The organism is Amycolatopsis pigmentata (assembly GCF_042684065.1).
In the GTDB taxonomy this organism is placed as follows: Bacteria; Actinomycetota; Actinomycetes; order Mycobacteriales; family Pseudonocardiaceae; genus Amycolatopsis_E; species Amycolatopsis_E pigmentata.
The window spans coordinates 1,258,325-1,282,275 of the sequence record NZ_JBHUKR010000007.1; the positions used below are offsets into that span (position 1 = coordinate 1,258,325).

Genomic DNA, 23,951 nt, shown 5'->3' on the forward strand with positions numbered 1-23,951 from the left:
TCAACTTCATCCCGTGGCTGTCAAGGTGACTGCAGAGCGCGCCTTTTCTTTCCGCTATCGGGGCGGCAGGGCGCCCATCCACCCGACGTGAACTTGTGTCGGGAAGGAGCGCCCTGTCGACACGATCGCGGGGGGCGCGCAAACTCTCGGAGGAACAGCGTGACCGTGTGAATCATCACAGTCACCTCCGGGTACGGGGAGGTCTCGATGTCTTTGTCCTGGTCTGGGGCAGATGATCACCCGAGCGGACGTATCGGGGCTTGAGCACGGTTTAACCAAAGCCCCCGAGACAACGCTGTGAGCCTCGTCCTACACTGCACGCATGCTTTGTGAACGGCTTCACAACTGCCTCCGGCGGAAGCTTGTGAAGAATTTCACAAACCGGGAAGGTATGCGATGAGGCGGCACCCGGGAGAACCGGACACAGTGTCGTGGAAGGGGCAGTGCTGATGTCGTTGGCCCAATATCTGCCGCTGGTCCTGTTGTTCGTGCTCGCCGCGGGGTTCGCGGTGTTCTCCGTGCTGCTCGGCCCTCTGGTCGGGCCGACCCGCCACAACAAGGCGAAGCTCCAGGCCTACGAGTGCGGCATCGAGCCGTCGCCGCAGCCGCTCGTGGGCGGCGGGCGGATGCCGATCGCGTACTACATCACCGCGATGCTGTTCATCCTGTTCGACATCGAAATGGTCTTTCTCTACCCGTTCGCGGTGAACGCCGACGCGCTGGGCGTGTTCGGCCTGGTGGAGATCGTGTTGTTCATCGCCACCGTCGGCTTCGCCTACGCCTATGTGTGGCGGCGCGGCGGCCTGGACTGGAACTGAAAGCGGGAGAAGGGAGTCCGTCATGGGCCTGGAAGAGAAGCTCCCGAACGGCATCCTGCTGGCGAGCCTGGAGGGCCTGGTCAACTGGGCCCGGAAGAACTCGCTGTGGCCTGCCACCTTCGGTCTCGCCTGCTGTGCGATCGAGATGATGACCGTGGGCGGGTCCCGGTACGACATCGCGCGCTTCGGCATGGAGCGCTTCAGCGCCACGCCGCGGCAGGCCGATCTGATGATCGTGGCCGGGCGGGTGACCCAGAAGATGGCGCCGGTGCTCCGCCAGATCTACGACCAGATGGCCGAGCCGAAGTGGGTGCTCGCGATGGGCGTGTGCGCGTCGTCGGGCGGGATGTTCAACAACTACGCGGTGGTGCAGGGCGTGGACCACATCGTCCCGGTCGACATGTACCTGCCCGGCTGCCCGCCCCGGCCGGAAATGCTGCTGGACGCGATTCTCAAGCTGCACGCCAAGATCCAGGACGAGCCGATGGGGTCGCGCCGCGCCGCACTCAAGGCCGGTCACCGCACCGAACTCGTTCCGTCGTCGATCAAGTACGCGAAGAAGTGATGCGCGAATGCCTGAAGACAAACCGGTGACCGGCGGAGAGCAGTCGAGCGCCGAGCGCCCCGAGTCCGGCCTCGAAGCACGCGGCGCGCGGCCCGCCGAGCCCGTCGTCGCGGGCCGGGCCCGTAAAGGGATGTTCGGGGTCTCCGGCAGTGGGGACACCTCGGGCTTCGGCGGCCTGCGGCTGCCCGCCTTCATCCCGCCCCCGGCCGAGCGTCCCTACGGCGGTTGGTTCGACGAGTTCGCCGACCAGTTCTTCGCCGCGCTGGGCGAACACGGGATCCCGGCGGAAACGGTGCAGCAGATCACCGTCGACCGCGGCGAGATCACCCTCTACCTCGAGCGCGAACACCTCGCGCGGATCTGCCGGATCCTGCGGGACGACGCCGGGCTGCGGTTCGAGCTGTGCAGCTCGGTGTCCGGGGTCGACTACGGGCCGGATGTCCCGCAGCGGCTGCACTCGGTGTACCACCTGACTTCGATGACCTACCGGAGGCGGATCCGCCTCGAGGTCACGCTGGACATCGACGACCCCCACGTGCCTTCCGTGGTGGAGGTCTACCCGACCGCCGACTGGCAGGAACGGGAGGCCTACGACATGTTCGGCATCGTCTACGACGGCCACCCCGCGCTGACCCGCATCCTGATGCCCGACGACTGGGACGGGCATCCGCAGCGCAAGGACTACCCGCTCGGCGGGATCCCGGTGGAGTACAAGGGCGCCGAGATCCCGCCCCCGGACCAGCGGAGGTCTTACTCGTGAGCGACAACCCCCGGCTCTCGGACGTCACGACCGGAACCGACACCACCAACGGGCACGCCCGTCCGCGTGAGCAGGAGAACGGCGCCCCCTACGCCGAATCGCGGGAAACCACCGAAGGCCGCGTCTACCACGTCAGCGGCGGCGACTGGGACGACGTCCTCTCCGACGCCGAGCACGACGAGCGCATGGTCATCAACATGGGCCCGCAGCACCCGTCCACGCACGGCGTGCTCCGGCTCGTGCTGGAGCTGGAGGGCGAGACGGTCACCCAGCTCAGGTCGGTGATCGGCTACCTGCACACCGGCATCGAAAAGAACCTCGAATACCGCACGTGGACCCAGGGCGTCACGTTCGTGACGCGGATGGACTACCTGGCGCCGCTGGCCAACGAGATGGGCTACTGCCTGGCGGTGGAGAAGCTGCTGGGCATCAGTGTTCCGCGCCGGGCCGAGCTGATCCGGGTGCTGCTGCTGGAGATCAACCGGATCGGCTCCCACCTGGTCTACATCGCCACGGGCGGGATGGAGCTCGGCGCGACCACGGCCATGACCATCGGTTTCCGGGAGCGCGAAGAGGTCCTGCACCTGCTGGAGTACATCACCGGGCTGCGCATGAACCACGCGTTCATCCGGCCGGGCGGGGTCGCGCAGGACCTGCCGGAGGACTACCACGAGAAGATCAGCCAGTTCGTCAAGGTGATGGACAAGCGGCTTCCGTTGTACGACAAGCTGTTCACCGGCCAGCCGATCTGGCGCAACCGGCTCAAGGGCGTCGGTTACCTGCCCGTGGACGCCTGCCTCGCGCTCGGCGTGACCGGCCCGATCCTGCGCTCCGCAGGACTGCCGTGGGACCTGCGCAAGATCGAGCCCTACTCGTGCTACGACGAGTTCTCCTTCGACATCCCGACCTCGACCGAGGCGGACTGCTGGGCGCGCTACCTGTGCCGCGTCGAGGAGATGCACCAGTCGCTGCGGATCATCCGGCAGGTGCTCGACAAGCTCGAGCCCGGCCCGGTCATGGTCGAGGACAAGAAGATCGCGTGGCCGGCGCAGCTGTCCATCTCCAGCGACGGGATGGGCAACTCGCTGGAGCACGTGCGCAAGATCATGGGTCAGTCGATGGAGTCGCTGATCCACCACTTCAAGCTGGTCACCGAGGGCTTCAAGGTGCCGCCGGGGCAGGTGTACGTGCCGGTCGAGTCGCCGCGGGGTGAACTCGGCTACCACATGGTCTCCGACGGCGGCACCAGGCCGTTGCGCGTGCACGTCCGCGAACCCAGCTTCGTCAACCTGCAGTCGATGCCCGCGATGTCCGAGGGCGGCCTGGTCGCCGACGTGATCGCCGCGGTCGCCTCGATCGACCCTGTGATGGGGGGAGTGGACCGGTGACAACGAGCGAGATCGAGGTCTTCGGGCCCGACGTCGTGGAGAAGGCGCGGGCGCTCGTCGAGCGGTACACCGCCGATGCCAGGCCGGGCGCCGACGCCCAGCAGCGGGCGATGCGGGCGCGGTCGGCGTTGCTGCCGATGTTGCATCTGGTCCAGTCGGTGCAGGGATACGTCAGCCAGGAGGGCATCGACTTCTGCGCGGAGCACCTCGACATCGCCGCGGCGGAGGTCAGCGCGGTCGCCACCTTCTACACCATGTACAAGCGCCGCCCGTGCGGCGAGCACCTGGTGAGCGTGTGCACGAACACGCTGTGCGCGGCGCTCGGCGGGGACGCGATCTACGCGAAGCTGTCCGAGCACCTCGGGGTGGGCAACGAGGAAACGGCGGGCGAGCCCGGTGAACCGGGGTCGGTGACCCTGGAGCACGCGGAATGCCTTGCCGCCTGCGACCTCGCGCCGGTGCTCCAGGTCAACTACGAGTACTACGACAACCAGACGCCGGAATCGGCGGTCGAGCTGGTGGACGCCCTGCGGAGCGGCCAGAAGCCGGCCCCGTCGCGCGGCGCCCCGCTGACCGACTTCAAGAGCGTCGAGCTGCAGCTCGCCGGATTCTTCCCGGAGGACGAGGAAACCTACCGGTCCCAGGTGGACGGTTCCTCGCAGGCGGTGGAGACCCTCCGGGGTGCGGCGCTCGCCCAGGAGCGGGGGTGGACGGCACCGGTGATGGAAGACGTGCCACTCCCCGAGGCGGGTTCGAAATGACCCGCACCGCGCTCGCGTACGAGACAGTGGAGAAGAAGTAATGGCTGATCCGTTGACTCCGGTCCTCACCAAGCGGTGGCTCTCGCCGAACTCGTGGCGCCTGTCCACCTACGAGCAGCTCGAGGGCTACACCGCGATCCGCAAGGCGCTGAACGGCACGCCCGAGCAGCTCGTCCAGCTCATCAAGGACGCCGGCCTGCGCGGCCGTGGCGGCGCGGGTTTCCCGGCCGGGGTGAAGTGGTCGTTCATGCCGCCGAACGAGGACAAGCCCCATTACCTGGTCATCAACGCGGACGAGGGCGAGCCGGGAACCTGCAAGGACATTCCGCTGATGATGGCGGACCCGCACTCCCTCATCGAGGGCTGCGTCATCGCGGCCTACGCGATGCGTTCGCACCACTGCTACATCTACGTGCGCGGTGAGGCACTGCACTGCTTCCGCCGCTTGGACTCCGCGGTCCGCGAGGCCTACGCCGCCGGATACCTCGGCAAGGACATCCTCGGCTCTGGCTTCGATCTCGATATCACGGTGCACGCCGGCGCGGGTGCCTACATCTGCGGCGAAGAGACCGCCCTGCTGGACTCGTTGGAGGGCAAGCGCGGCCAGCCGCGGCTGAAGCCGCCGTTCCCGGCGGCCGCGGGACTGTACGCGGCGCCGACGACGGTCAACAACGTGGAGACCATCGCCAGCGTGCCGTTCATCGTCAACGCGGGCGCGGACTGGTTCCGGCAGATGGGGCGCGAGAAGTCGCCCGGTCCCAAGATCTTCTCGATCTCGGGTCACGTGGAGAAGCCGGGGCAGTACGAGGCCCCGCTCGGCACCACCCTGCGCGAACTGCTCGACCTGTGCGGTGGCATGAAGGACGGCATCCCGCTCAAGTTCTGGACGCCGGGCGGGTCGTCGACCCCGCTGTTCACCGCCGAGCACCTGGACGTGCCGCTCGACTTCGAGGGCGCGGCGGAAGCCGGCTCCATGCTCGGCACCACGGCGGTGCAGGTGTTCAACGAGACCGTTTCGGTGCCGTGGGCCGTGATGAAGTGGACGAAGTTCTACAAGCACGAGTCGTGCGGCAAATGCACGCCCTGCCGTGAGGGGACCTACTGGCTCGACCAGATCCTCGAGCGCATGGTGGACGGCCGGGGCACCGAGGAGGACATCGACACCCTTCTCGACCTCTGCGACAACATCTTCGGCCGCTCCTTCTGCGCGCTCGCCGACGGTGCGGTCAGCCCGGTCGTCAGCGGTATCAAGTACTTCCGGGACGAGTTCCTGGCCCTGTGCGAGAGCAACAAGACTCCGGGCACCACGGAGTCCGAGCTGGTGGGAGCGCACTCATGACGATGGCGCCCGAAGAGCCCCGCGTCGAAGTCCCCGAGGGGCACGTCAGGCTGACGATCGACGGTGAAGAGGTCATCGCGCCCAAGGGCGAGTTGCTGATCCGCACCGCCGAGCGGCTCGGCACGGTGATTCCGCGGTTCTGCGACCACCCGCTGCTCGACCCGGCGGGCGCGTGCCGTCAGTGCCTGGTCGAGGTCGAAATGGGCGGACGGCCGATGCCGAAACCCCAGGCGTCGTGCACCATGACGGTCGCCGACGGCATGGTGGTCAAGACTCAGCGGAGCTCGCCGGTCGCCGACAAGGCCCAGCACGGCGTGATGGAACTGCTGCTGATCAACCATCCGCTCGACTGCCCGGTCTGCGACAAGGGCGGCGAATGCCCGTTGCAGAACCAGGCGATGACCAACGGTCGCGCGGATTCGCGGTTCCGCGACACCAAGCGGACCTTCCCCAAGCCGCTGCCCATCTCCTCGCAGGTTCTGCTGGACCGGGAACGCTGCATCATGTGCCAGCGCTGCACCCGGTTCTCGGCGCAGATCGCCGGTGACCCGTTCATCGAGTTGCTGGAACGCGGCGCGGAACAGCAGATCGGCACGGCCGAGACGGCCGACGTGCTGGACATGGCTTCGCGGACCACTTCGGGCCAGCCGTTCCAGTCGTACTTCTCCGGGAACACCATCCAGATCTGCCCGGTGGGCGCGCTCACCAGCGCGCAGTACCGGTTCCGGTCCCGGCCGTTCGACCTGGTGTCGGCGCCGTCGGTGTGCGAGCACTGTGCGTCGGGCTGCGCGGAGCGGACCGACTTCCGGCGCGGCAAGGTGATGCGCAAGCTGGCGGGCAACGACCCGGACGTCAACGAGGAATGGCTCTGCGACAAGGGCCGCTTCGCCTTCCGGTACGCCCACGCCGATGACCGCCTGCGGCACCCGCTGGTCCGCGATTCCTCCGGAGCGCTGCGGGAAGCCTCATGGACCGAGGCGCTCCGGGTCGCGGCCGAAGGGCTGCTCAAGGCGCGCGAAGGCAACGGCGCGGGTGTGCTGGCCGGTGGGCGGCTCACCGTCGAGGACGCCTACGCCTACGCGAAGTTCGCCCGGATCGCCTTGCGTACCAACGACATCGACTTCCGCGCGCGGGCCCATTCCGACGAAGAACTCGGTTTCCTGGCCTCGACCGTGGCCGGCACGAACCCGGACAACGGGGTCACCTACGCGAGCCTCGAACACGCGCCGACGGTGTTGTGCGTGGCGTTCGAGCCGGAGGAGGAGTCGCCGATCGTCTTCCTCCGGCTGCGCAAGGCGGCTCGCAAGCGCATGCTCAAGGTGGTCCATTTAGGACAATGGACGACCCCGTCGGTGCGCAAGACCTTCGGTGAACTGCTCGCCTGCGTTCCGGGTACGGAGCCCGCCGCGCTCGATGGGCTCGCCAAGCACGCGCCGGATCTCGAGCAGGCGCTTTCCCAGCCGGGCGCGGTCGTCCTCGTCGGTGAACGGGCGGCCGAGGTGCCGGGCCTGTTCACCGCGGTGCGGTCGCTGTCCGCGCGGACGGGCGCCCGGGTGGCGTGGATCCCGCGCCGCGCGGGCGAGCGTGGCGCGATCGCGGCCGGCGCGGCCCCGGCGCTGCTGCCCGGCGGTCACCCGGTCACCGACGCGGCCGCCCGCGCGGTGGTCGAATCGCGCTGGAAGGCCACGATTCCGGCCGAGCCCGGTCGCGACACCTCGGGCATCCTCGCCGCCGCGGCCGACAAACGGCTGTCCGCGCTGGTGGTCGGCGGTGTCGACCCCGGCGACCTGCCCGATCCGGAGCTGGCACGGCGCGCCCTGGCCAATGCGGACTTCGTGGTGAGCCTCGAACTGCGGCCCAGCGAGGTGACCGAGTTCGCGGACGTCGTCCTTCCCATCGCGCCCGATGTCGAGAAGTCGGGCACCTACCTGAACTGGGAAGGCCGCGCACGCTGGTTCGACACGCGGATCGAGAACGCCGGAGCCCTCTCCGACTGCCGCGTTCTCGACACCCTTGCCGTGGAGATGGACGCGGATCTGTTCACCCAGACTCCCACGGCTTCCGCGGGAGACCTGGCGGCGCTCCAGGCCGAACTGGGATCGCCGCCGTCGTCCGCCGCGGTCGCCGGCGGGACGGTGTCGGCGATGAAGGTCGGTGACGGCCAGGCGCGGCTCGCCACCTGGCGGCAGTTGCTCGACGTGGGGTCGTTGCAGGTAGAAGAGCCGGATCTGGCGGGCACGGCCCGCGAGGTGGTCGCGCGACTGTCCGCCGCTACGGCCGCGGAGATCGGGGACACCGTGACGGTGTCGACCGAGCGCGGGGAAATCACCCTGCCGGTCGAGGTCGCGGACCTGCCCGACAACGTGGTGTGGCTCCCCGCCAACTCGCCCGGTTCCCGGGTGCGCGAGACGCTCGGCACCGGCCACGGCGGCGTGGTGTCGATCAAGGGAGGTGGGGCCGAGTGAACGACGCACAGGTGGCAACGCGCGGCTGTCAACCATTCCAGCACGCGCGCCCCGGCCGTCAGGCCCCGCTATCGGGGCGGCAGGGCGCCCATCCGCGCAGGGCGAGTCGAGTTCGGTCGGAGCGCCCTGGCGAACCGATCGCGGTCGCGCGCAAACTCGCGGAGGTGGAACAGTGACCGGGTTCATGATGCAGGAGCACCTGAGCCGGGCCGAGTTGCTGGCGAACGACCCGTGGTGGCTCATCCTGATCAAGACGGTCGTGATCCTGCTGATCGGCCCGATCCTGACGATCTTCCTGATCGTCTGGGAGCGCAAGGCCATCGGCCGGATGCAGAACCGGCCTGGCCCCAACCGGGTCGGTCCGGGCGGCTATCTCCAGTCCCTCGCGGACGCGCTGAAGCTGCCCTTCAAGGAACAGATCATCCCGGACAGCGCCGACCGCAAGGTCTACTTCCTCGCCCCGGTGCTTTCCGCCGTCCCCGCGCTGATCGCGCTTGCCGCGATCCCGTTCGGTCCCGAGGTGTCGATCTTCGGGCACCGCACCGTGCTGCAGCTGGTCGACCTGCCGGTCGGCGTGCTGGTGATCCTCGCCTGCTCGTCGGTCGGCGTGTACGGGATCGTGCTGGCCGGCTGGTCGTCGGGCTCGCCGTATCCGCTGCTCGGCGGGTTGCGCTCGGCGGCGCAGGTGATCTCCTACGAGATCGCGATGGGCCTGTCGCTGGTCGCGGTCGTGCTGTACGCGCACTCGCTGTCCACCGGGGACATCGTCAACGCCCAGCAGCACGGCTGGTTCTTCTACCTGCTGCTGCCCAGTTTCGTGATCTACATGATCTCGATGGTCGGCGAGACCAACCGGGCGCCGTTCGACCTGCCCGAGGCCGAGTCCGAACTGGTCGGCGGCTTCCACACCGAGTACTCGTCGATGAAGTTCGCGATGTTCTTCCTCGCCGAGTACGTCAACATGGTGATCGTCTCGGCGTTCGCGACCACCCTGTTCCTCGGCGGCTGGCTGTTCCCCTTCGTCAGCGCGAACTCCTCGCTGAACCAGGGATGGCTGCCGCTGATCTGGTTCTTCGCCAAGCTGTTCCTGCTGCTGTTCGGGTTCATCTGGCTGCGCGCCACGCTTCCGCGGCTGCGCTACGACCAGTTCATGAAGTTGGGCTGGAAGGTCCTGGTCCCGGTCAACCTGGTGTGGATCGTGGCCGTGGTCTCCTTCCGCGCGATCGACAACGTCGGCCTCCGGGTCGTGGTCGCGGTGGCCATCGTCGTCATCCTGGCCATCCCACTCGCGCTCAGCGTGGACTCGAAACAGGTGGCGGACGAAGACTCGGTGCCGATCACCGGTGGCGGTTATCCCCTTCCACCGCTGGACCTGAAGGTGCCGCCGGTGCCGGAGCGTGGGGCGCCGAAGAAGAAGCGCCGCCGCGTCGGCACCTCCGGCGAACCCGCGCAGATTGGGAGTTCCGATGGGAATGTTTGATCCGCTCAAGGGTTTCGGGGTCACCTTCTCGACGATGTTCAAGAAGGTGGCGACCGAGGAGTATCCCGAGGCCGGAGCCCCCGCCGCGCCCCGCTACCACGGACGGCACCAGCTCAACCGGCATCCGGACGGACTGGAGAAGTGCGTCGGCTGCGAGTTGTGCGCGTGGGCCTGCCCGGCGGACGCGATCTTCGTCGAGGGCGGCGACAACACCGAGGACGCCCGCTACTCGCCCGGTGAGCGCTACGGCAAGGACTACCAGATCAACTACCTGCGCTGCATCGGCTGCGGGTTGTGCGTCGAGGCCTGCCCGACCCGGTCGCTGACGATGATCAATTTCTACGAGATCGCCGACGACGACCGGCAGCGGCTGATCTACACCAAGGAGGACCTGCTCGCGCCCCTCCTGCCCGGCATGGAGCAGCCCCCGCACCCGATGCGCCTCGGCGACGACGAGCAGGACTACTACGTCAAGGGTCCCGAGCTGGCCCGCGGACGCGGTGTCCCGGCCGGGGAAACCGTCGAGACCTCGAAAGAGGAGGTCATCCAATGATGATGCTCGCGCTCGCGCCGTCCGCGGCCCAGCACGTCGCCGTCGGCGAAGCCATCGCGTTCTGGGTCCTCGGCCCGATCGCGCTGGCGGGCGCGCTGGGCCTGATCTTCGCGCGCAACGCCGTGCACTCCGCGCTGTTCCTCGCCATGACGATGTTCTCGCTCGGCGTGCTCTACATGGTGCAGCAGGCGCCGTTCCTGGGCTTCACCCAGATCATCGTCTACACCGGCGCGATCATGATGCTGTTCCTGTTCGTGCTCATGCTGGTCGGCCGCGAAAGCTCCGACTCGGTGGTGGAAGTCCTGCGGGGACAACGGCTCTGGGCCGGCATCCTCGGCGTCGGCATCGCCGGCCTGCTGGCCACCACGCTCACCCGTGCGCTGGCCAACGTCACCCCGGCGCCCCCGCCCAACGGCACGCCCGGCGGGCTCGGCCGGGCGATCTTCACCGACTACCTGTTCCCCTTCGAGCTCACCTCGGCGCTGCTGATCACCGCCGCGCTGGGCGCGATGGTGCTGGCGTTCACCGACAAGCGCGGTAATCGCCGGACCCAGAAGGAGCTCGTCGAAGCGCGGTTCCGCGGCGAGTACGAGCGCATCTCGCCGAAACCCGGCCCCGGCGTGTTCGCCACGTCCCACTCGGTCACCACCCCGGCCTTGCTGCCGGATGGTTCGGTGGCCGAGGAGTCGCTGTCGGCGATCATCGAGTCCACTCCCACCGCACGGCTGGAAGCCGAGCGGAAACAGGTGGCCGGTACCGAACCGGAGCCGGACGCGCACGCGCTCGTCGGGCCCGAAAGCGTGGAGGAAGAGTGACTCCCACCTACTACCTGTTGTTGTCGGGACTGCTGTTCACCATCGGCGCCGTCGGGGTTCTGGTGCGCCGCAACGCCATCGTGGTGTTCATGTGCATCGAACTGATGCTCAACGCGGTGAACCTCTCGCTCGTCACGTTCGCCCGCATCAACGGCGGGCTCGACGGACAGGTGATGGCGTTCTTCGTGATGGTCGTGGCCGCCGCCGAGGTCGTGGTCGGCCTGGCGATCATCATGGCGATCTTCCGCACCCGGCGTTCGGCTTCGGTCGACGACACCAACCTGCTCAAGTACTAGCACCGCCCGCAACGGAGAGTTGAATGATCGCATCATCGTGGTTGCTGGTCGCCTTCCCGGCCCTGGGCGCGCTGATCCTGCTGGCCGGCGGGAGGCGCACCGACCGATGGGGGCACCTGCTCGGCTGCGCGACCGTCATTCTGTCCTTTGTGTACGGTCTGGTGCTGTTCATCGGCAGTAGCGGCGACCCGGTCGACAAGAACTTCTTCCCGTGGATCAACGTCGGCCAGTTCCAGGTGGACTTCGGGTTCCGGATCGACGCGCTGTCGCTGGTCTTCGTCCTGCTGATCACCGGGGTCGGCTCGCTGATCCACATCTACTCGATCGGCTACATGGCCCACGACACGGCGGACGGGCCGGGCAACGAGGCACACGCGCGGCGCCGGTTCTTCGGCTACCTGAACCTGTTCGTCGCCTCGATGCTGGTTCTGGTGCTGGGCAACAACTTCGTGACCCTCTACCTCGGCTGGGAGGGCGTCGGCCTGGCGTCCTACCTGCTGATCGGCTGGTACACCGACCGTCCGTCCGCGGCGACCGCGGCGAAGAAGGCGTTCCTGATGAACCGGGTCGGCGACGTCGGCCTGGCCATCGCGATCTTCCTGATGTTCAAGTACCTCGGCACCGTCACCTACGCGGGCGTGTTCGCCAACATCGGCCACGCGCCGCCTGCCGCGATCACCGCGATGGCGTTGCTGCTCCTGCTCGGCGCCTGCGGCAAGTCCGGTCAGGTCCCGCTCCAGGCGTGGCTCCCGGACGCGATGGAGGGCCCGACCCCGGTGTCCGCCCTCATCCACGCGGCAACCATGGTCACCGCCGGGGTCTACCTGGTGGCCCGGTCCAACCCGATCTTCAACGACACCGCGACCGGACGGCTCGTGGTCGCCATCGTCGGGGCGGTGACCCTGCTGTTCGGGTCGATCGTCGGCTGCGCCTACGACGACATCAAGAAGGTGCTGGCCTACTCCACGGTGAGCCAGATCGGCTACATGATGCTGGCCGTCGGACTCGGCCCGTTCGGTTACGCGCTGGGCATCATGCACCTGCTCACCCACGGCTTCTTCAAGGCGGGGCTGTTCCTCGGCGCCGGGTCGGTCATGCACGGCATGAACGACGAGGTCGACATGCGCAAGTTCGGCGGCCTGGCCAGGTACATGCCGATCACGTTCGCCACCTTCGGGCTCGGCTACCTCGCGCTGATCGGTTTCCCGTTCCTGTCCGGCTACTTCTCCAAGGACGCGATCATCGAGGCCGCGTTCGGGCAGCCGGGCTGGCAGGGCTGGGTGTTCGGGCTGGCGGCGATGCTCGGCGCCGGGCTGACCGCGTTCTACATGACCCGCCTGATGCTGATGACGTTCTTCGGCAAGGCTCGCTGGAAGGACCTGCGCACCGCCGAGGGCAAGGAATTCCATCCGCACGAGTCGCCCCGCGTGATGACCGTGCCGATGATCATCCTGGCGATCGGCTCGGTCGGCGCGGGCGCGTTCTTCGCGCTCGGCAACCGGTTGAGCGACTGGCTCCAGCCCTCGCTGGGGCCGCTGGAGGAGTCCGCGCACACGGTGCTGCCCGCCGCGGCCATCCCGTGGCTCACGATCGCGCTGGCCGCGCTCGGCGTGCTCGTCGCGTGGCTGGTGGTCGGACGGCGCGAGACCCCGGTCGAGCGGCCCGTCGAGGTGTCCCCGTTCGTCCGGGCCGCCCGCAAGGACCTCTACGGCAACGCGTTCAACGAGACCTTCGTGGCGCGTCCGGGCCTGTGGCTCACCCGCTTCTCGGTGTACTTCGACAGCCGGGGGGTGGACGGTGCGGTCAACGGGCTGGCCGCCGCGCTCGGCGGTGGGTCGGGGCGGCTTCGCCGGTTGCAGACCGGTTTCGTCCGCTCCTACGCGCTGTCCATGCTGGCCGGTTCGTTCGTGCTGATCACGGCCTTGCTTCTGGTGAGGTTCTCATGACCGCCCAGGTTACTAATCCGACCAAAAGTAGGCGGCGACGGTCCGCAGCCGATCTGCTTGTAGACACCCGTGTCCGCCGTGGCTGTGGTCGGATTGGTAACGAACGGCACAGAGTGTTCCCTTCGTCGGACCTTTCCGGTCCCGCCGTGACAACGCTTTGCGAGGAATCATGACCTGGCCGCTCGCCCTCATCCTGCTGCCGCTGGTCGGCGCGCTCGTGCTGACGCCGCTGAAAGGCAACGACCGGCTCGCCACCCGCGTCGCGCTCGCCTTCGCGCTCGTGGAACTGCTGCTGATCATTCCACTGTGGACGATGTATTCACCGGGCGGCGCGCGCCTGCAGGAGACCAGCTCGATGGTCTGGATCCCGTCCTTCGGTGTGCACATCTCCTTCGGCGTGGACGGCATCGCGCTGATCATGATCGCGGTGATCGCGTTCCTGGTGCCGATCGTGATGGGCACCCTGGGCACCGCCGACAAGCTGCCCGAGGGCCGCAGCGTGGCCGGCTACTTCTCGCTGATCCTGGTGCAGGAGGCGCTGACCATCGGCGTGTTCGCGGCGACCGACGTGTTCCTGTTCTACGTGCTGTTCGAGATCATGCTGATCCCGATGTACTTCCTCATCGGCGGTTACGGTGGCGCGAACCGGCAGTACGCGGCGGTGAAGTTCTTCCTGTACTCCTTCCTCGGCGGCCTGATCATGCTGGCGTCGGCGATCGGCGCCTACGCGCTGGTGCCAGGCAAGGGCACCTTCGACTGGGCCACCTTGGTCTCGGTGGTCCACAACGCTCCGTTGTCCACGCAGATCTGGTTGTTCCTGGGCTTCTTCCTGGCCTTCGCGATCAAGGCACCGCTGGTCCCGTTCCACACCTGGCTTCCGGACGCGGCCGGTGAGGCGCCGTTCGGCGTGGCCGTGCTGCTGGTCGGCGTACTGGACAAGGTCGGCACGTTCGGATTCCTGCGTTACTGCCTGCCGATGTTCCCGGCGGCCAGTAGGACCCTGGCCCCGATGGTGCTCGTGCTGGCGGTGATCGGCGTGCTCTACGGCTCGATCCTCGCCGCGGGACAGCAGGACATGAAGCGGTTCGTGGCCTACGTGTCGATCGCCCACTTCGGCTTCATCGCACTGGGCATCTTCGCGTTCACCAGCCAGGCACAGGTCGGCTCGGTGACCTACATGCTCAACCACAGCCTCGCCACCGGCATGCTGATCGTCGTGCTCGGCCTGGTCGTCGCCCGCGGTGGCTCCACCCGCGTGTCCGACTACGGCGGGATGGCCAAGGCGACCCCGTTGCTGGGCGGCATGTTGCTCATCGCCGGTCTGTCCACTTTGTCCTTGCCCGGCACGAACTCGTTCGTGAGCGAGTTCCTGGTGCTGGTCGGGTCGTTCACGACACAGCCGGTGTACGCGATCCTCGCCACCGTCGGCATGGTGCTGGCGGCGGCGTACGTGCTGTGGCTGTACCAGCGCGTGATGACCGGGCCGCTGCGCGGAAACGCGCTGGCGGGTCTCGCCGGAGGCCCCGGTGCCGCGACCGCGCCCGACGTCGCGGCGAAGAAGTCCCTGCGCGATCTCGGAGGCCGGGAGCTGGCGATCCTGGTGCCGCTGGTCGTGCTGATCATCGGGCTGGGGTTCTATCCGAAACCCTTGCTGGACACGGTAAGCCCGTCCGTCGACGCGACCTTGTCGGCCGTCCAGGCAGGAGTGGCGAAATGACTTTCCCCGACTCCGAGGCTTATGAACACGGAGGCCACTGAATGTATCTCGCGCAACAGATCTCGATCCCGCAGATCGAGTATCCGGCGGTCCTGCCGGTACTGATCGTCCTCGGTGCGGCCTGCGTGAGCGTGCTCGTCGAAGCCTTCCTGCCGAAGCCTCAGCGCTGGGCGGCCCAGGTGGTGGTGAGCCTGACCGCGATCGTGGTGGCGGGAATCGCGCTGATTCTCTACGTCAGCGGCTCGCCGAAGGCCGGGCTGACCACGCTGGCCGGTGCGGTGTCGGTGGACAAGCCCGCGCTGTTCCTGTGGGGCACGCTGCTGGCCCTGGCGCTCGGCGCGGTGCTGCTCATCGCCGACCGGACGGTCGAGCGTGGCGGGGCCTTCGCCGCGCAGGCGTCGATCCGTCCCGGCACCGTGCAGGACCAGGCGCAGGCGACCGCCGTGATGCAGACCGAGGTCTTCCCGCTGACGCTGTTCGCGCTCGGCGGGATGATGACCTTCTGCGCGGCGAACGACCTGCTCACCATGTTCATCGCGCTGGAAGTGCTCAGCCTCCCGCTGTACCTGATGTGCGGTCTCGCGCGTCGCCGCCGCCTGCTGTCGCAGGAAGCCGCGGTCAAGTACTTCCTGCTCGGCGCGTTCTCCTCCGCCTTCTTCCTCTACGGCCTCGCCCTGCTCTACGGGTACGCGAACTCGGTGAAGCTGGCCGACATCGCGCGGGCCGCCGCCGGTTCGGACCGCTCCGACATCCTGCTGTTCGCCGGGCTCGGCCTGCTCGTGGTCGGCCTGCTGTTCAAGGGCTCGGTCGGTCCGTTCCACACCTGGACGCCCGACGTGTACCAGGGCGCGCCCACCCCGGTGACCGCGTTCATGGCCGCCTGCACCAAGGTCGCCGCGTTCGGCGGGATCCTGCGGGTGCTCACGGTCGGTTTCGAGTCGACGAGCTGGCAGTGGCGCGGGGTGATGTGGGCGGTGGCGATCGTCTCGATGGTGATCGGCGCGATCCTGGGCCTGACCCAGACCGACATCAAGCGCATGATCGCCTACTCGTCGATCGCGCACGCCGGCTTCCTGCTCGTCGGCACCATCGCGATGACCGGCGAGGGCCTGTCCGGGACGCTGTTCTACCTGCTGGCCTACGGGTTCACCACGCTGGCCGCGTTCGCGGTCGTCTCGCTCGTGCGCGATTCGACCGGCGAGGCGACGCACCTGTCGGCCTGGGCCGGTCTGGCGAAGCGGTCGCCGCTGCTGGCGGGGGTGTTCACCTTCCTCCTGCTCGCCCTCGCGGGTATCCCGCTGACCAGCGGTTTCGTCGGGAAGTTCGTGGTCTTTTCGGCCGCGTTGCGGGACGGCATGGCGCCGCTGGTGGTCGTCGCGCTCGTCTTCAGCGCGGTCGCGGCGTTCTTCTACCTCCGCGTGGTCGTGCTGATGTACTTCTCGCAGCCTTCCCCCGAGGGACCGACCGTGAGCGTGCCGGGCGCGTTCACCACGGTCGCCATCACTCTGGGCGTGGTCGTCACCCTGGTACTGGGCGTCATCCCGTCGATCGCCCTGAACTGGGCGGGCGCGGGCGGCTTCGCCTTCTGAGACTCGACTACGCTGTCGCCTTGATCACCTTGTCCGGGACCGAGCGGCGAACGGCCGCCCATGCCTTCCCATTACGCTGGTGACGACCGGTAGCCGGAGTGCGGAGGGCGAGGACGTTGTCGGTTCAGAGTGAGGCCATCGAGGATCTGCGCGCGAGCGTGGGCCTGCGGATCGCCGATGAGCACTTGCTGCGCACGCTGGCCGGCGGGCTCACTGACGTGGAGAAGCTGCTGCGTGAGACGGCCCGCAGTGAGGTCAAGGAGGTGCACGAGGCCGCCTCGCACCTCGTGGAAGCCGGGGGCAAGCGCTTTCGGCCGCTGTTCACCCTGCTGGCGGCCCAGTTCGGCAAGGGCAACCACGAGGGCGTGGTGACCGCCGCCGCGGCGGTCGAACTGGTGCACCTGGCCACCCTGTACCACGACGACGTCATGGACGAGGCCACCATGCGCCGGGGCGCGACCAGCGTGAACGCGCGCTGGGGCAACAGCATCGCGATCCTGACCGGTGACTTTCTGTTCGCGCACGCTTCGAGGCTGGTCTCCGAGTTGGGCACGGACGCCGCGCGGATCATCGCGGAGACCTTCGCCGAACTCGTCACCGGGCAGATGCGGGAGACCGCGGGCCCGGCCGACGGTGAGGATCCGGTCCGGCACTACCTGAGTGTCATCGCACAGAAGACCGGGTCCCTGATCGCGACCGCGGGGCGGTTCGGCGGCATGGTCTCCGGTGCCGAACCCGAGCAGGTGGAGGCGCTGCGGCGGTTCGGCGCGACCATCGGCACGGCGTTCCAGATCTCCGACGACATCATCGACATCGCGTCGCCGTCGCACGAGTCGGGCAAGACTCCCGGCACCGACCTGCGCGAGGGCGTGCGGACCCTGCCGGTGCTCTACGCGCTCGCGGACGCGGACACGGAGCCGAGGCTGGTGGAACTGCTGGCAGGCCCGATCACCGACGACGACCTGGTCGAGGAGGCCCTGCGACTGTTGCGGGTTTCAACCGGACTTGACCGCGCCATGACAACCTTGTCGGACTACGCTCACCGGGCGAGTAAAGAGTTGTCCACGTTGCCTGCCTCGGCCGCGCGGGACGCATGTGAATCGGTCGCCGAGTACCTGATAGCACGCACAAAGTGACCATCGACGCCGCCGCCTGACGCGGTGTGTCGTGGAGCGTTACTTCAAGCGTGATCACTCCGCGGCCAGATAGGAAGGACCTGACGGATGTCCATCTTCGGACAGGTTTGGTTGTGGAGTATCGCGGCATTCCTGATCGGGGTGTTGCTGACCTGGATGATGCTTGTCCGTCCCGTCCAGGCCCGTAACCGCAAGCTCGAGAGAAGACTGCGAGAAGCCCGTACGGCCGTTTCCGCACCGCCACGCAGGCCCGTGCGCCCGGCCGCCCCGGTCGAGGACAAGCGCCAGCCGGCCGACCGGTACCCGCCGGGGCCCGGGTTCCCCGATCGTTACCAGCCGGATCCCGTCCTGGCCGACGTGTACCAGCCGGATCCGGGGTTGACGGATCGGTTCGAGCCGGAACCGCGGCCGACCGCGCAGTTCGACCGGCATCAGGCCGAGCCTCAGCCGGTCGACGGCTACCTCGCGGAACCGGGGATGCCTCCGGGGTATCGGCCCGAGCCTCAGCCGGCCGACGTGTATCCGGCCGAACCCGGGATGCCTCCGGGGTACCAGCCCGAACCCCAGACGACCGACCGGAACCAGCCGGAATCCGAGCCCTTCTGGGCCACGTTCGACCCGGAACCGGAGCCCGAACCCGAGCCCGAGGCGGGCGAACAATCGCGCGAACTCGCCTGGTTCGAGCAGGAGCGTGCGGCCAAGCCGGGTGCGGACAAATCGGGTGCCGACAAGGAAGACGCTCAACCGCTTCCTTCGCCGGCCACCGAGTTCGTCGGCCTCAACTCGGTGCTGGAGCCGGACAATCCGGCGGACGCCGGCGTCACCTCGGTCTTCAAGAAGATCGACGACGCGCCGGGTGAAGAACGCGGATCCGAGCGGGGCTCGCTGTTCCCTACCGACACCCCCGCCCCCGAGCAGGCTTCGCCCACCTACGCCTTCGGCGGGGACCAGAAGTCGGCAGGCAACGAGGAGGCGACCGAGGTCACCCAGGTGCTACCCCGGCGCAAGCCGCAGAAAACGCCCCGCTCGGCCTTCGAGCCGCCGAGGAAGCGTGCCGAGCCGTCCATGCGGCCGATCGAACGCCGCGAACCGGTGCTCCTCGACGAAGGGGGCCAAAGCGGTTCTCTCTTCGAACCGGTGACTCCGGCAAACTCGGCGCAGGCCTCCGGGGACAAGGCGTCCGCGGAAGGCTCCGCTCGCGAAGCCTCGGTGCCCTCGGGCCCGTTCGGGCCCGGCTCGGCCATGCCGCGTCCCGGCGGCGGGCGTCCGGCCGACGACTTCGCCGTCAAGGCGAGTGTCACGGCGTTGCGGTACTGCACCGAGGACTCGCCCCAGTATCCGCGGATGGTGGCGGAAGTGTGGTTCCGCACCACCGCCGACGCCGAACGCGTCGGCTTCCGCCCGGTCACTTAAACGGAAGGAAGGTGGCTTTGCTAGGCCGGAGGCGGCAACGGCAGCTACTCAGCGCATTAGCCGCCCGCCGGAGGCCCGCCGCACGCGGCCGGACATGCTTTTCGTCCGGCCGCCGATCAGGCAGAGCCTATTCGTAGTAAAGCCACCTTGCTCGTTAAACCACGGTCCAGGTGTCCTTGCCGGTGAGCAGCCCTTGCAGGTCCGGGGTTTTCGCCGACCGCGCCTGTTCGACCTGGGCGCGGGCCTGGTCGTCGTAGGTGGGGCGCTCGACCTGGCGGAAGATGCCGGTCGGGGTGTGGTTGAGGTTCTGGTCGCCGATCCGGGAGAGCGCGAAGGCGTAGGCCGTGTCGGCGATGGCAGGGTCGTGAACGACGAGGTTGTCCTCGCCGATCTCGGAGACCTTGGCCGTTTCCAGGCCGCCCCAGCCGGTCGTGGTGACGCCGTATTCGCCTTCGGGCCCGAACCGGATCGGTTCGCCCGGCTTGAGCGGGATGATGCGGCGGGCGGCCTCGTCGGAGTCCTTGAGGACGTCGAAGGCGCCGTCGTTGAAGATCGGGCAGTTCTGGTAGATCTCCACCAGGGCGGAGCCACGGTGGCGGGCGGCGGCGGTGAGGACCTCGGTGAGGCCCTTCTTGTCGCTGTCCAGCGCGCGGCCGACGAAGGTCGCCTCGGCGCCCAGGGCCAGTGAGATCGGGTTGAACGGCGTGTCCACCGAGCCCATCGGGGTCGACTTGGTGATCTTGCCCGCTTCGCTGGTGGGGGAGTACTGCCCCTTGGTCAGCCCGTAGATCCGGTTGTTGAACAGCAGGATCTTGAGGTTGACGTTGCGCCGCAGGGCGTGGATGAGGTGGTTGCCGCCGATGGACAGCGCGTCGCCGTCACCGGTGATCACCCAGACCGACAGGTCCGGGCGCGTGGTGGCCAGCCCGGTCGCGATCGCGGGCGCGCGGCCGTGGATCGAGTGCATCCCGTAGGTGTTGAGGTAGTACGGGAACCGGGACGAGCAGCCGATCCCGGAGATGAACACGATGTTCTCGCGCTTGAGGCCCAGGGTCGGCAGGAACGACTGCACCGTGTTGAGCACGATGTAGTCCCCGCAGCCGGGACACCAGCGGACCTCCTGGTCGGACTTGTAGTCCTTGGCCTTCTGCGGTTCGTCGGTGGTCGGCACGAGGTCCAGGCCACCCGAGGGCATGCCCAGGTCGATCGCGGTCATGCGACTGCTCCCCCCTCCATCTTGTCGGACACCCACATCCGGTTTACCCGCGTACCCGAAGCTTCGCCATGGTGGGTCATGGACGCCCCGCCACGAGGCCGGTGAACAGGTGTTCCAGCTCTTCGGCCTTGAAGGGCAGGCCCGCGACCTTGGTGTGGGAATGGATGTCGACCAGGTATTTCGCACGCAGCAACAGCGCGAGCTGGCCGAGGTTCATCTCCGGCACGACGACCTTGTCGTAGCGGGCCAGCAGTTCGCCCAGGTTGCCCGGCAGCGGGTTCAGGTAGCGCAGGTGGGCCTGCGCGATGGGCAGGCCCTTCTTCCGAACCCGGCGGCAGGCGGCACCGATCGGCCCGAACGAGGATCCCCAGCCCAGCGCCAGTACCCGCGCCTGGCCGCTCGGGTCGTCCACCTCGATGTCCGGCACGTCGATCCCGTCGATCTTCGCCTGACGGAGCCGGACCATGTGGTCGTGGTTGTCCGGGTCGTAGGAGATGTTGCCCTTGCCGTCGGCCTTCTCCAGACCACCGATGCGGTGCTCCAGACCGGGCGTGCCCGGAACGGCCCACTCGCGGGCCAGGGTCTGCGGATCCCGCACGTAGGGCCAGAACTCGCCGGAGGCATCGGCGGCGTTGGGCTCGGAGGCGAAGGCCACCGTGAGGTCGGGCAGGCTGTCCACGTCCGGGATGAGCCACGGTTCGCTGCCGTTGGCGATCGCGCCGTCGGACAGCAGCAGCACCGGCGTCCGGTAGGTCAGCGCGATGCGCGTGGCCTCCAGCGCGATGGCGAAACAGTCGGCGGGTGTGGCGGGCGCCACGATCGGCACGGGCGACTCGCCGTTGCGGCCGAACATCGCCTGCAGCAGGTCCGCCTGCTCGGTCTTGGTCGGCAGGCCGGTGGACGGGCCGCCGCGCTGCACGTCGATGACCACCAGCGGGAGTTCCATCATCACGCCCAGACCGATCGTCTCGCTCTTGAGCGCGATACCCGGGCCCGACGTCGAGGTCACCCCGAGCGCGCCGCCGTAGCTCGCGCCCAGCGCCGCGCCGATCCCCGCGATCTCGTCCTCGGCCTGGAAGGTGGTGACACCGAAGTTCTTGTGCTTGGACAGCTCATGCAGGATGTCCGACGCCGGGGTGATCGGGTAGGTGCCCAGCAGGATCCGCAGTCCCGACCGCTGCCCGGCCGCCACGATCCCGTACGCCAGCGCGGTGTTGCCGGTGATCTGCCGGTAGGTGCCGCGCGCCAGTTTCGCCGGCGCCACCTCGAAGGTGGTGGCGAAGGACTCGGTGGTCTCGCCGTAGTTCCAGCCGGCCCGGAAGGCCAGGATGTTGGCCTCGGCGATGTCGGGCTTGCGGGCGAACTTCTCCCGCAGGAACCGCTCCGTGCCCTCGGTGGGCCGGTGGTACATCCACGACAGCAACCCGAGCGCGAACATGTTCTTGCAGCGCTCGGCGTCCTTCTTGCCCAGGCCGGTCTCCGCCAGCGCGCCCTGGGTCAGCGTGGACATCGCCACCCGGTGCACCTGGAAGGGCGACAGCGTGTCGTCCTCCAGGGGGTCCGAGTCGTAACCGACCTTGGTGAGGTTGCGCTTGGAGAACTCGTCGGTGTTGACGATCAACGTCCCCCCGTGCGGGAGGTCGGCCAGGTTCGCCTTCAACGCCGCCGGGTTCATCACGACCAGCACGTCCGGCCGGTCGCCGGGGGTCAGAATGTCGTAGTCGGCGAAATGCACCTGAAAGGACGAAACCCCCGGGATGGTGCCCTGAGGCGCCCGGATCTCCGCCGGGAAGTTCGGCAGGGTGGCCAGGTCGTTGCCGAAGGCCGCCGCTTCGGAGGTGAACCTGTCGCCGGTCAACTGCATGCCGTCGCCGGAGTCGCCCGCGAAACGGATCACGACACGATCCAGTTTGGCGATTTCGGTGCGACGGGTGGAGGGCAAGACCCCGTTGCCGTTAGCCGTCGTGCTCATGGGTTGGGCGATCCCTCTCTCGCGGCGCAGATAGCTCTACCTTACTTCGCCTATTTTCCCGCGATGCCGGCATGTGATCCGACTTACTGTGACCTCGGGTCACAGGTGGCTTTCCGGCCCGGACGGTTGCCTTGGTCAACGGTACTTGGTCGTCCGGACCTGTCCGGATGCTGAGACCGGGAGACGTCATTCGCCGGGCACGGGTGGCCGTTCCAGGAGCCGGGACAACACGACGGTGGAGACGGTGCGGTCGACGATATCGAGACCGCGGAGACGTTCCAGTGCCGTTTCGAGCTGGTGGATGTCCGCGGCGCGCAGGTGCACGATCGCGTCGGCGGCGCCGGTCACGGTGTAGGCGGCGACCACCTCGGGCAGGGGCTCGAGCCGGGCCCGGATCCGTGACGGTGCCACGTTGCCGCGGCAGTGCACCTCGACGAACGCTTCCGTGCCCCAGCCGAGCGCCTCCGGGTCGACCACCGCGGTGAATCCCCTCAGCACGCCGGTGCCGAGCAGCCGGTCCACCCGCCGCTTCACCGCCGGGGCGGACAGCCCGACGACCTTTCCCACGTCGGCGTAGCTCGACCTGGCATTGGCCACCAGGCACGAAACGATTCGCTGATCTATCGGGTTCACACGCAATGTTTAGCACGTGATCGCGCATGAAAGGATGATTGTCGACGGTTCGAGCAGCATTTACCGTGGGATCATGCCGGTTCGAGTGCCGACCACCCGCAGGTATCTCATGTGCCCGCCGCGGTACTTCGCGGTCGAATACGCGATCAACCCCTGGATGGACCCGGCGCGGCCGGTGGACACCGAGGCGGCCATGGCGCAGTGGACGGAACTGCGCGACACCTATCGCCGGCTCGGGCACACCGTCGAGGAGATCGACCCGCGGCCCGGCCTGCCCGACATGGTCTTCGCCGCGAACTCGGCGACCGTCGTGCACGGCCGCGTGCTCGGCGCGCGGTTCCGGGCACGGCAACGCGCGGCCGAGGCCGAGCACTACCGCCGCTGGTTCGTCGAGCACGGTTACTCCGATGTGGTGATGCCCGCCCGGATCAACGAGGGCGAGGGCGACTTCGTCTGGACCGGTCGGATGCTGCTGGCCGGCACCGGGTTCCGGACCGACCCGGCCGCGCACGCCGAGGCACAGGAGACGCTCGGCGTGCCGGTGCTCTCGTTGCGCCTGGTCGACCCGCGCTACTACCACCTGGACACCGCGCTGTTCGTGCTCAGTGAGACCACCGAGGGTTCGCCGGGGCAGATCGCGTACTACCCCGAAGCGTTCTCGCCGGGGTCGCGTCAGGTGCTCGCCCGGCTGTTCCCGGACGCGGTCCTCGCCGGTGCCGAGGACGCCGCGTGCTTCGGGCTCAACGGTGTCTCCGACGGGCGCAACGTGGTGCTGCCGGCCGGGGCGGGCGCGCTGGCCGACCGCCTCGCCGACCGGGGCTATTTCCCCGTTCTCGTGGACGCGTCGGAGTTCCGCAAGTCCGGCGGCGGGCCGAAATGCTGCACGCTGGAGATCCGTAAGTAGGCTCCGCCGTCGAATGATCGAATTCCGGTGACCGGTGGGTGTACCGGGTGTCGGGCAACGGACCACAAACCCGGTTTGTCGGTGAATTTCAATTCCCCGGTCCGTTGGTCCCGGAATTGATCACCCAGGGTGACGCGTCTCATTTCCTGCAGGGGCACCGCCCCCGCAACCCCCGCAGGGGGCAA

At 68.1% G+C, this 23,951-nt stretch carries 20 protein-coding genes; 17 read left to right on the forward strand and 3 right to left on the reverse strand.

The window, feature by feature from the left end; all coding sequences use genetic code 11:
• Nucleotides 1-449 precede the first annotated feature (449 nt).
• From ACFSXZ_RS19145 to ACFSXZ_RS19220, 16 genes are all read left to right on the forward strand, one after another.
• Nucleotides 450-818, forward strand: coding sequence for an NADH-quinone oxidoreductase subunit A (locus ACFSXZ_RS19145; RefSeq protein WP_378266380.1), 369 nt, complete (start codon nt 450-452; stop codon nt 816-818).
• 22 nt (nt 819-840) lie between these two features.
• A complete protein-coding gene (locus tag ACFSXZ_RS19150) occupies nt 841-1,383 on the forward strand; it encodes a NuoB/complex I 20 kDa subunit family protein (RefSeq protein ID WP_378266381.1) in 543 nt (180 codons plus the stop codon).
• 7 nt (nt 1,384-1,390) lie between these two features.
• On the forward strand, nt 1,391-2,143 hold the full coding sequence (locus ACFSXZ_RS19155; protein WP_378266382.1) for an NADH-quinone oxidoreductase subunit C: 753 nt from the start codon (nt 1,391-1,393) through the stop codon (nt 2,141-2,143).
• Nucleotides 2,140-3,531: an NADH-quinone oxidoreductase subunit D gene (locus ACFSXZ_RS19160; protein ID WP_378266383.1), complete on the forward strand. Its 1,392-nt coding sequence runs from the start codon at nt 2,140-2,142 to the stop codon at nt 3,529-3,531. Before ACFSXZ_RS19155 ends, ACFSXZ_RS19160 begins: the two co-directional genes overlap by 4 nt.
• Nucleotides 3,528-4,292 (forward strand): NADH-quinone oxidoreductase subunit NuoE, encoded by a 765-nt coding sequence (gene nuoE, locus ACFSXZ_RS19165; protein ID WP_378266384.1) that lies wholly within the window; start codon nt 3,528-3,530, stop codon nt 4,290-4,292. The genes ACFSXZ_RS19160 and nuoE overlap by 4 nt, the downstream gene beginning before the upstream one ends.
• Nucleotides 4,293-4,332: 40 nt before the next feature.
• On the forward strand, nt 4,333-5,631 hold the full coding sequence (gene nuoF, locus ACFSXZ_RS19170; protein WP_378266385.1) for an NADH-quinone oxidoreductase subunit NuoF: 1,299 nt from the start codon (nt 4,333-4,335) through the stop codon (nt 5,629-5,631).
• The gene (locus ACFSXZ_RS19175) at nt 5,628-8,096 is read left to right on the forward strand and encodes an NADH-quinone oxidoreductase subunit G (RefSeq protein WP_378266386.1); all 2,469 of its coding nucleotides are present in this window, start codon (nt 5,628-5,630) and stop codon (nt 8,094-8,096) included. The genes nuoF and ACFSXZ_RS19175 overlap by 4 nt, the downstream gene beginning before the upstream one ends.
• Nucleotides 8,097-8,280: 184 nt before the next feature.
• Complete coding sequence (gene nuoH, locus ACFSXZ_RS19180; protein ID WP_378266524.1) at nt 8,281-9,576, forward strand: NADH-quinone oxidoreductase subunit NuoH; 1,296 nt, start codon at nt 8,281-8,283, stop codon at nt 9,574-9,576.
• The gene (gene nuoI / locus ACFSXZ_RS19185) at nt 9,563-10,129 is read left to right on the forward strand and encodes an NADH-quinone oxidoreductase subunit NuoI (RefSeq protein WP_378266387.1); all 567 of its coding nucleotides are present in this window, start codon (nt 9,563-9,565) and stop codon (nt 10,127-10,129) included. The genes nuoH and nuoI overlap by 14 nt, the downstream gene beginning before the upstream one ends.
• Nucleotides 10,126-10,944: an NADH-quinone oxidoreductase subunit J gene (locus tag ACFSXZ_RS19190; RefSeq protein WP_378266388.1), complete on the forward strand. Its 819-nt coding sequence runs from the start codon at nt 10,126-10,128 to the stop codon at nt 10,942-10,944. The genes nuoI and ACFSXZ_RS19190 overlap by 4 nt, the downstream gene beginning before the upstream one ends.
• Entirely contained in the window at nt 10,941-11,240 is a 300-nt protein-coding gene (nuoK, locus tag ACFSXZ_RS19195; RefSeq protein ID WP_378266389.1) for an NADH-quinone oxidoreductase subunit NuoK, read from the forward strand. The genes ACFSXZ_RS19190 and nuoK overlap by 4 nt, the downstream gene beginning before the upstream one ends.
• A gap of 23 nt (nt 11,241-11,263) precedes the next feature.
• Nucleotides 11,264-13,186 carry an NADH-quinone oxidoreductase subunit L gene (nuoL, locus tag ACFSXZ_RS19200; RefSeq protein WP_378266390.1) on the forward strand — a complete coding sequence of 641 codons (1,923 nt, stop codon included), beginning with the start codon at nt 11,264-11,266 and terminating at the stop codon, nt 13,184-13,186.
• A gap of 169 nt (nt 13,187-13,355) precedes the next feature.
• Nucleotides 13,356-14,903 carry an NADH-quinone oxidoreductase subunit M gene (locus tag ACFSXZ_RS19205; protein WP_378266391.1) on the forward strand — a complete coding sequence of 516 codons (1,548 nt, stop codon included), beginning with the start codon at nt 13,356-13,358 and terminating at the stop codon, nt 14,901-14,903.
• Between the two features lie 41 nt (nt 14,904-14,944).
• On the forward strand, nt 14,945-16,492 hold the full coding sequence (gene nuoN, locus ACFSXZ_RS19210; protein ID WP_378266392.1) for an NADH-quinone oxidoreductase subunit NuoN: 1,548 nt from the start codon (nt 14,945-14,947) through the stop codon (nt 16,490-16,492).
• Nucleotides 16,493-16,608: 116 nt separating this feature from the next.
• On the forward strand, nt 16,609-17,628 hold the full coding sequence (locus ACFSXZ_RS19215) for a polyprenyl synthetase family protein (protein ID WP_378266393.1): 1,020 nt from the start codon (nt 16,609-16,611) through the stop codon (nt 17,626-17,628).
• 87 nt (nt 17,629-17,715) lie between these two features.
• On the forward strand, nt 17,716-19,041 hold the full coding sequence (locus tag ACFSXZ_RS19220) for a sunset domain-containing protein (protein WP_378266394.1): 1,326 nt from the start codon (nt 17,716-17,718) through the stop codon (nt 19,039-19,041).
• 154 nt (nt 19,042-19,195) lie between these two features.
• Here ACFSXZ_RS19220 and ACFSXZ_RS19225 read toward each other — a convergent pair whose 3' ends face one another.
• The 3 genes from ACFSXZ_RS19225 to ACFSXZ_RS19235 form a co-directional block, all read right to left on the reverse strand.
• The gene (locus ACFSXZ_RS19225) at nt 19,196-20,257 is read right to left on the reverse strand and encodes a 2-oxoacid:ferredoxin oxidoreductase subunit beta (protein ID WP_378266395.1); all 1,062 of its coding nucleotides are present in this window, start codon (nt 20,255-20,257) and stop codon (nt 19,196-19,198) included.
• A 76-nt stretch (nt 20,258-20,333) separates the two neighbouring features.
• A complete protein-coding gene (locus ACFSXZ_RS19230; protein ID WP_378266396.1) occupies nt 20,334-22,229 on the reverse strand; it encodes a 2-oxoacid:acceptor oxidoreductase subunit alpha in 1,896 nt (631 codons plus the stop codon).
• A gap of 186 nt (nt 22,230-22,415) precedes the next feature.
• Nucleotides 22,416-22,862, reverse strand: coding sequence for an Lrp/AsnC family transcriptional regulator (locus ACFSXZ_RS19235; RefSeq protein ID WP_378266397.1), 447 nt, complete (start codon nt 22,860-22,862; stop codon nt 22,416-22,418).
• A 73-nt stretch (nt 22,863-22,935) separates the two neighbouring features.
• Here ACFSXZ_RS19235 and ddaH point away from each other — a divergent pair, with 73 nt between their 5' ends.
• Nucleotides 22,936-23,766 (forward strand): dimethylargininase, encoded by an 831-nt coding sequence (ddaH, locus tag ACFSXZ_RS19240; RefSeq protein ID WP_378266398.1) that lies wholly within the window; start codon nt 22,936-22,938, stop codon nt 23,764-23,766.
• Nucleotides 23,767-23,951 lie beyond the last annotated feature (185 nt).

Excerpts from the sequence above, each read along its gene's own strand:
- ACFSXZ_RS19190 (WP_378266388.1), top strand. The coding sequence starts at position 10,126 with ATGATGATGCTCGCGCTCGCGCCGTCCGCGGCCCAGCACGTCGCCGTC.
- ACFSXZ_RS19225 (WP_378266395.1), bottom strand. The coding sequence starts at position 20,257 with ATGACCGCGATCGACCTGGGCATGCCCTCGGGTGGCCTGGACCTCGTG.
- nuoH (WP_378266524.1), top strand. The coding sequence starts at position 8,281 with ATGATGCAGGAGCACCTGAGCCGGGCCGAGTTGCTGGCGAACGACCCG.
- nuoL (WP_378266390.1), top strand. The coding sequence starts at position 11,264 with ATGATCGCATCATCGTGGTTGCTGGTCGCCTTCCCGGCCCTGGGCGCG.
- nuoI (WP_378266387.1), top strand. The coding sequence starts at position 9,563 with ATGGGAATGTTTGATCCGCTCAAGGGTTTCGGGGTCACCTTCTCGACG.
- ACFSXZ_RS19230 (WP_378266396.1), bottom strand. The coding sequence starts at position 22,229 with ATGAGCACGACGGCTAACGGCAACGGGGTCTTGCCCTCCACCCGTCGC.
- ACFSXZ_RS19155 (WP_378266382.1), top strand. The coding sequence starts at position 1,391 with ATGCCTGAAGACAAACCGGTGACCGGCGGAGAGCAGTCGAGCGCCGAG.
- ACFSXZ_RS19150 (WP_378266381.1), top strand. The coding sequence starts at position 841 with ATGGGCCTGGAAGAGAAGCTCCCGAACGGCATCCTGCTGGCGAGCCTG.
- ACFSXZ_RS19175 (WP_378266386.1), top strand. The coding sequence starts at position 5,628 with ATGACGATGGCGCCCGAAGAGCCCCGCGTCGAAGTCCCCGAGGGGCAC.
- nuoN (WP_378266392.1), top strand. The coding sequence starts at position 14,945 with ATGTATCTCGCGCAACAGATCTCGATCCCGCAGATCGAGTATCCGGCG.
- ddaH (WP_378266398.1), top strand. The coding sequence starts at position 22,936 with ATGCCGGTTCGAGTGCCGACCACCCGCAGGTATCTCATGTGCCCGCCG.
- ACFSXZ_RS19145 (WP_378266380.1), top strand. The coding sequence starts at position 450 with ATGTCGTTGGCCCAATATCTGCCGCTGGTCCTGTTGTTCGTGCTCGCC.
- ACFSXZ_RS19220 (WP_378266394.1), top strand. The coding sequence starts at position 17,716 with ATGTCCATCTTCGGACAGGTTTGGTTGTGGAGTATCGCGGCATTCCTG.
- nuoF (WP_378266385.1), top strand. The coding sequence starts at position 4,333 with ATGGCTGATCCGTTGACTCCGGTCCTCACCAAGCGGTGGCTCTCGCCG.
- ACFSXZ_RS19205 (WP_378266391.1), top strand. The coding sequence starts at position 13,356 with ATGACCTGGCCGCTCGCCCTCATCCTGCTGCCGCTGGTCGGCGCGCTC.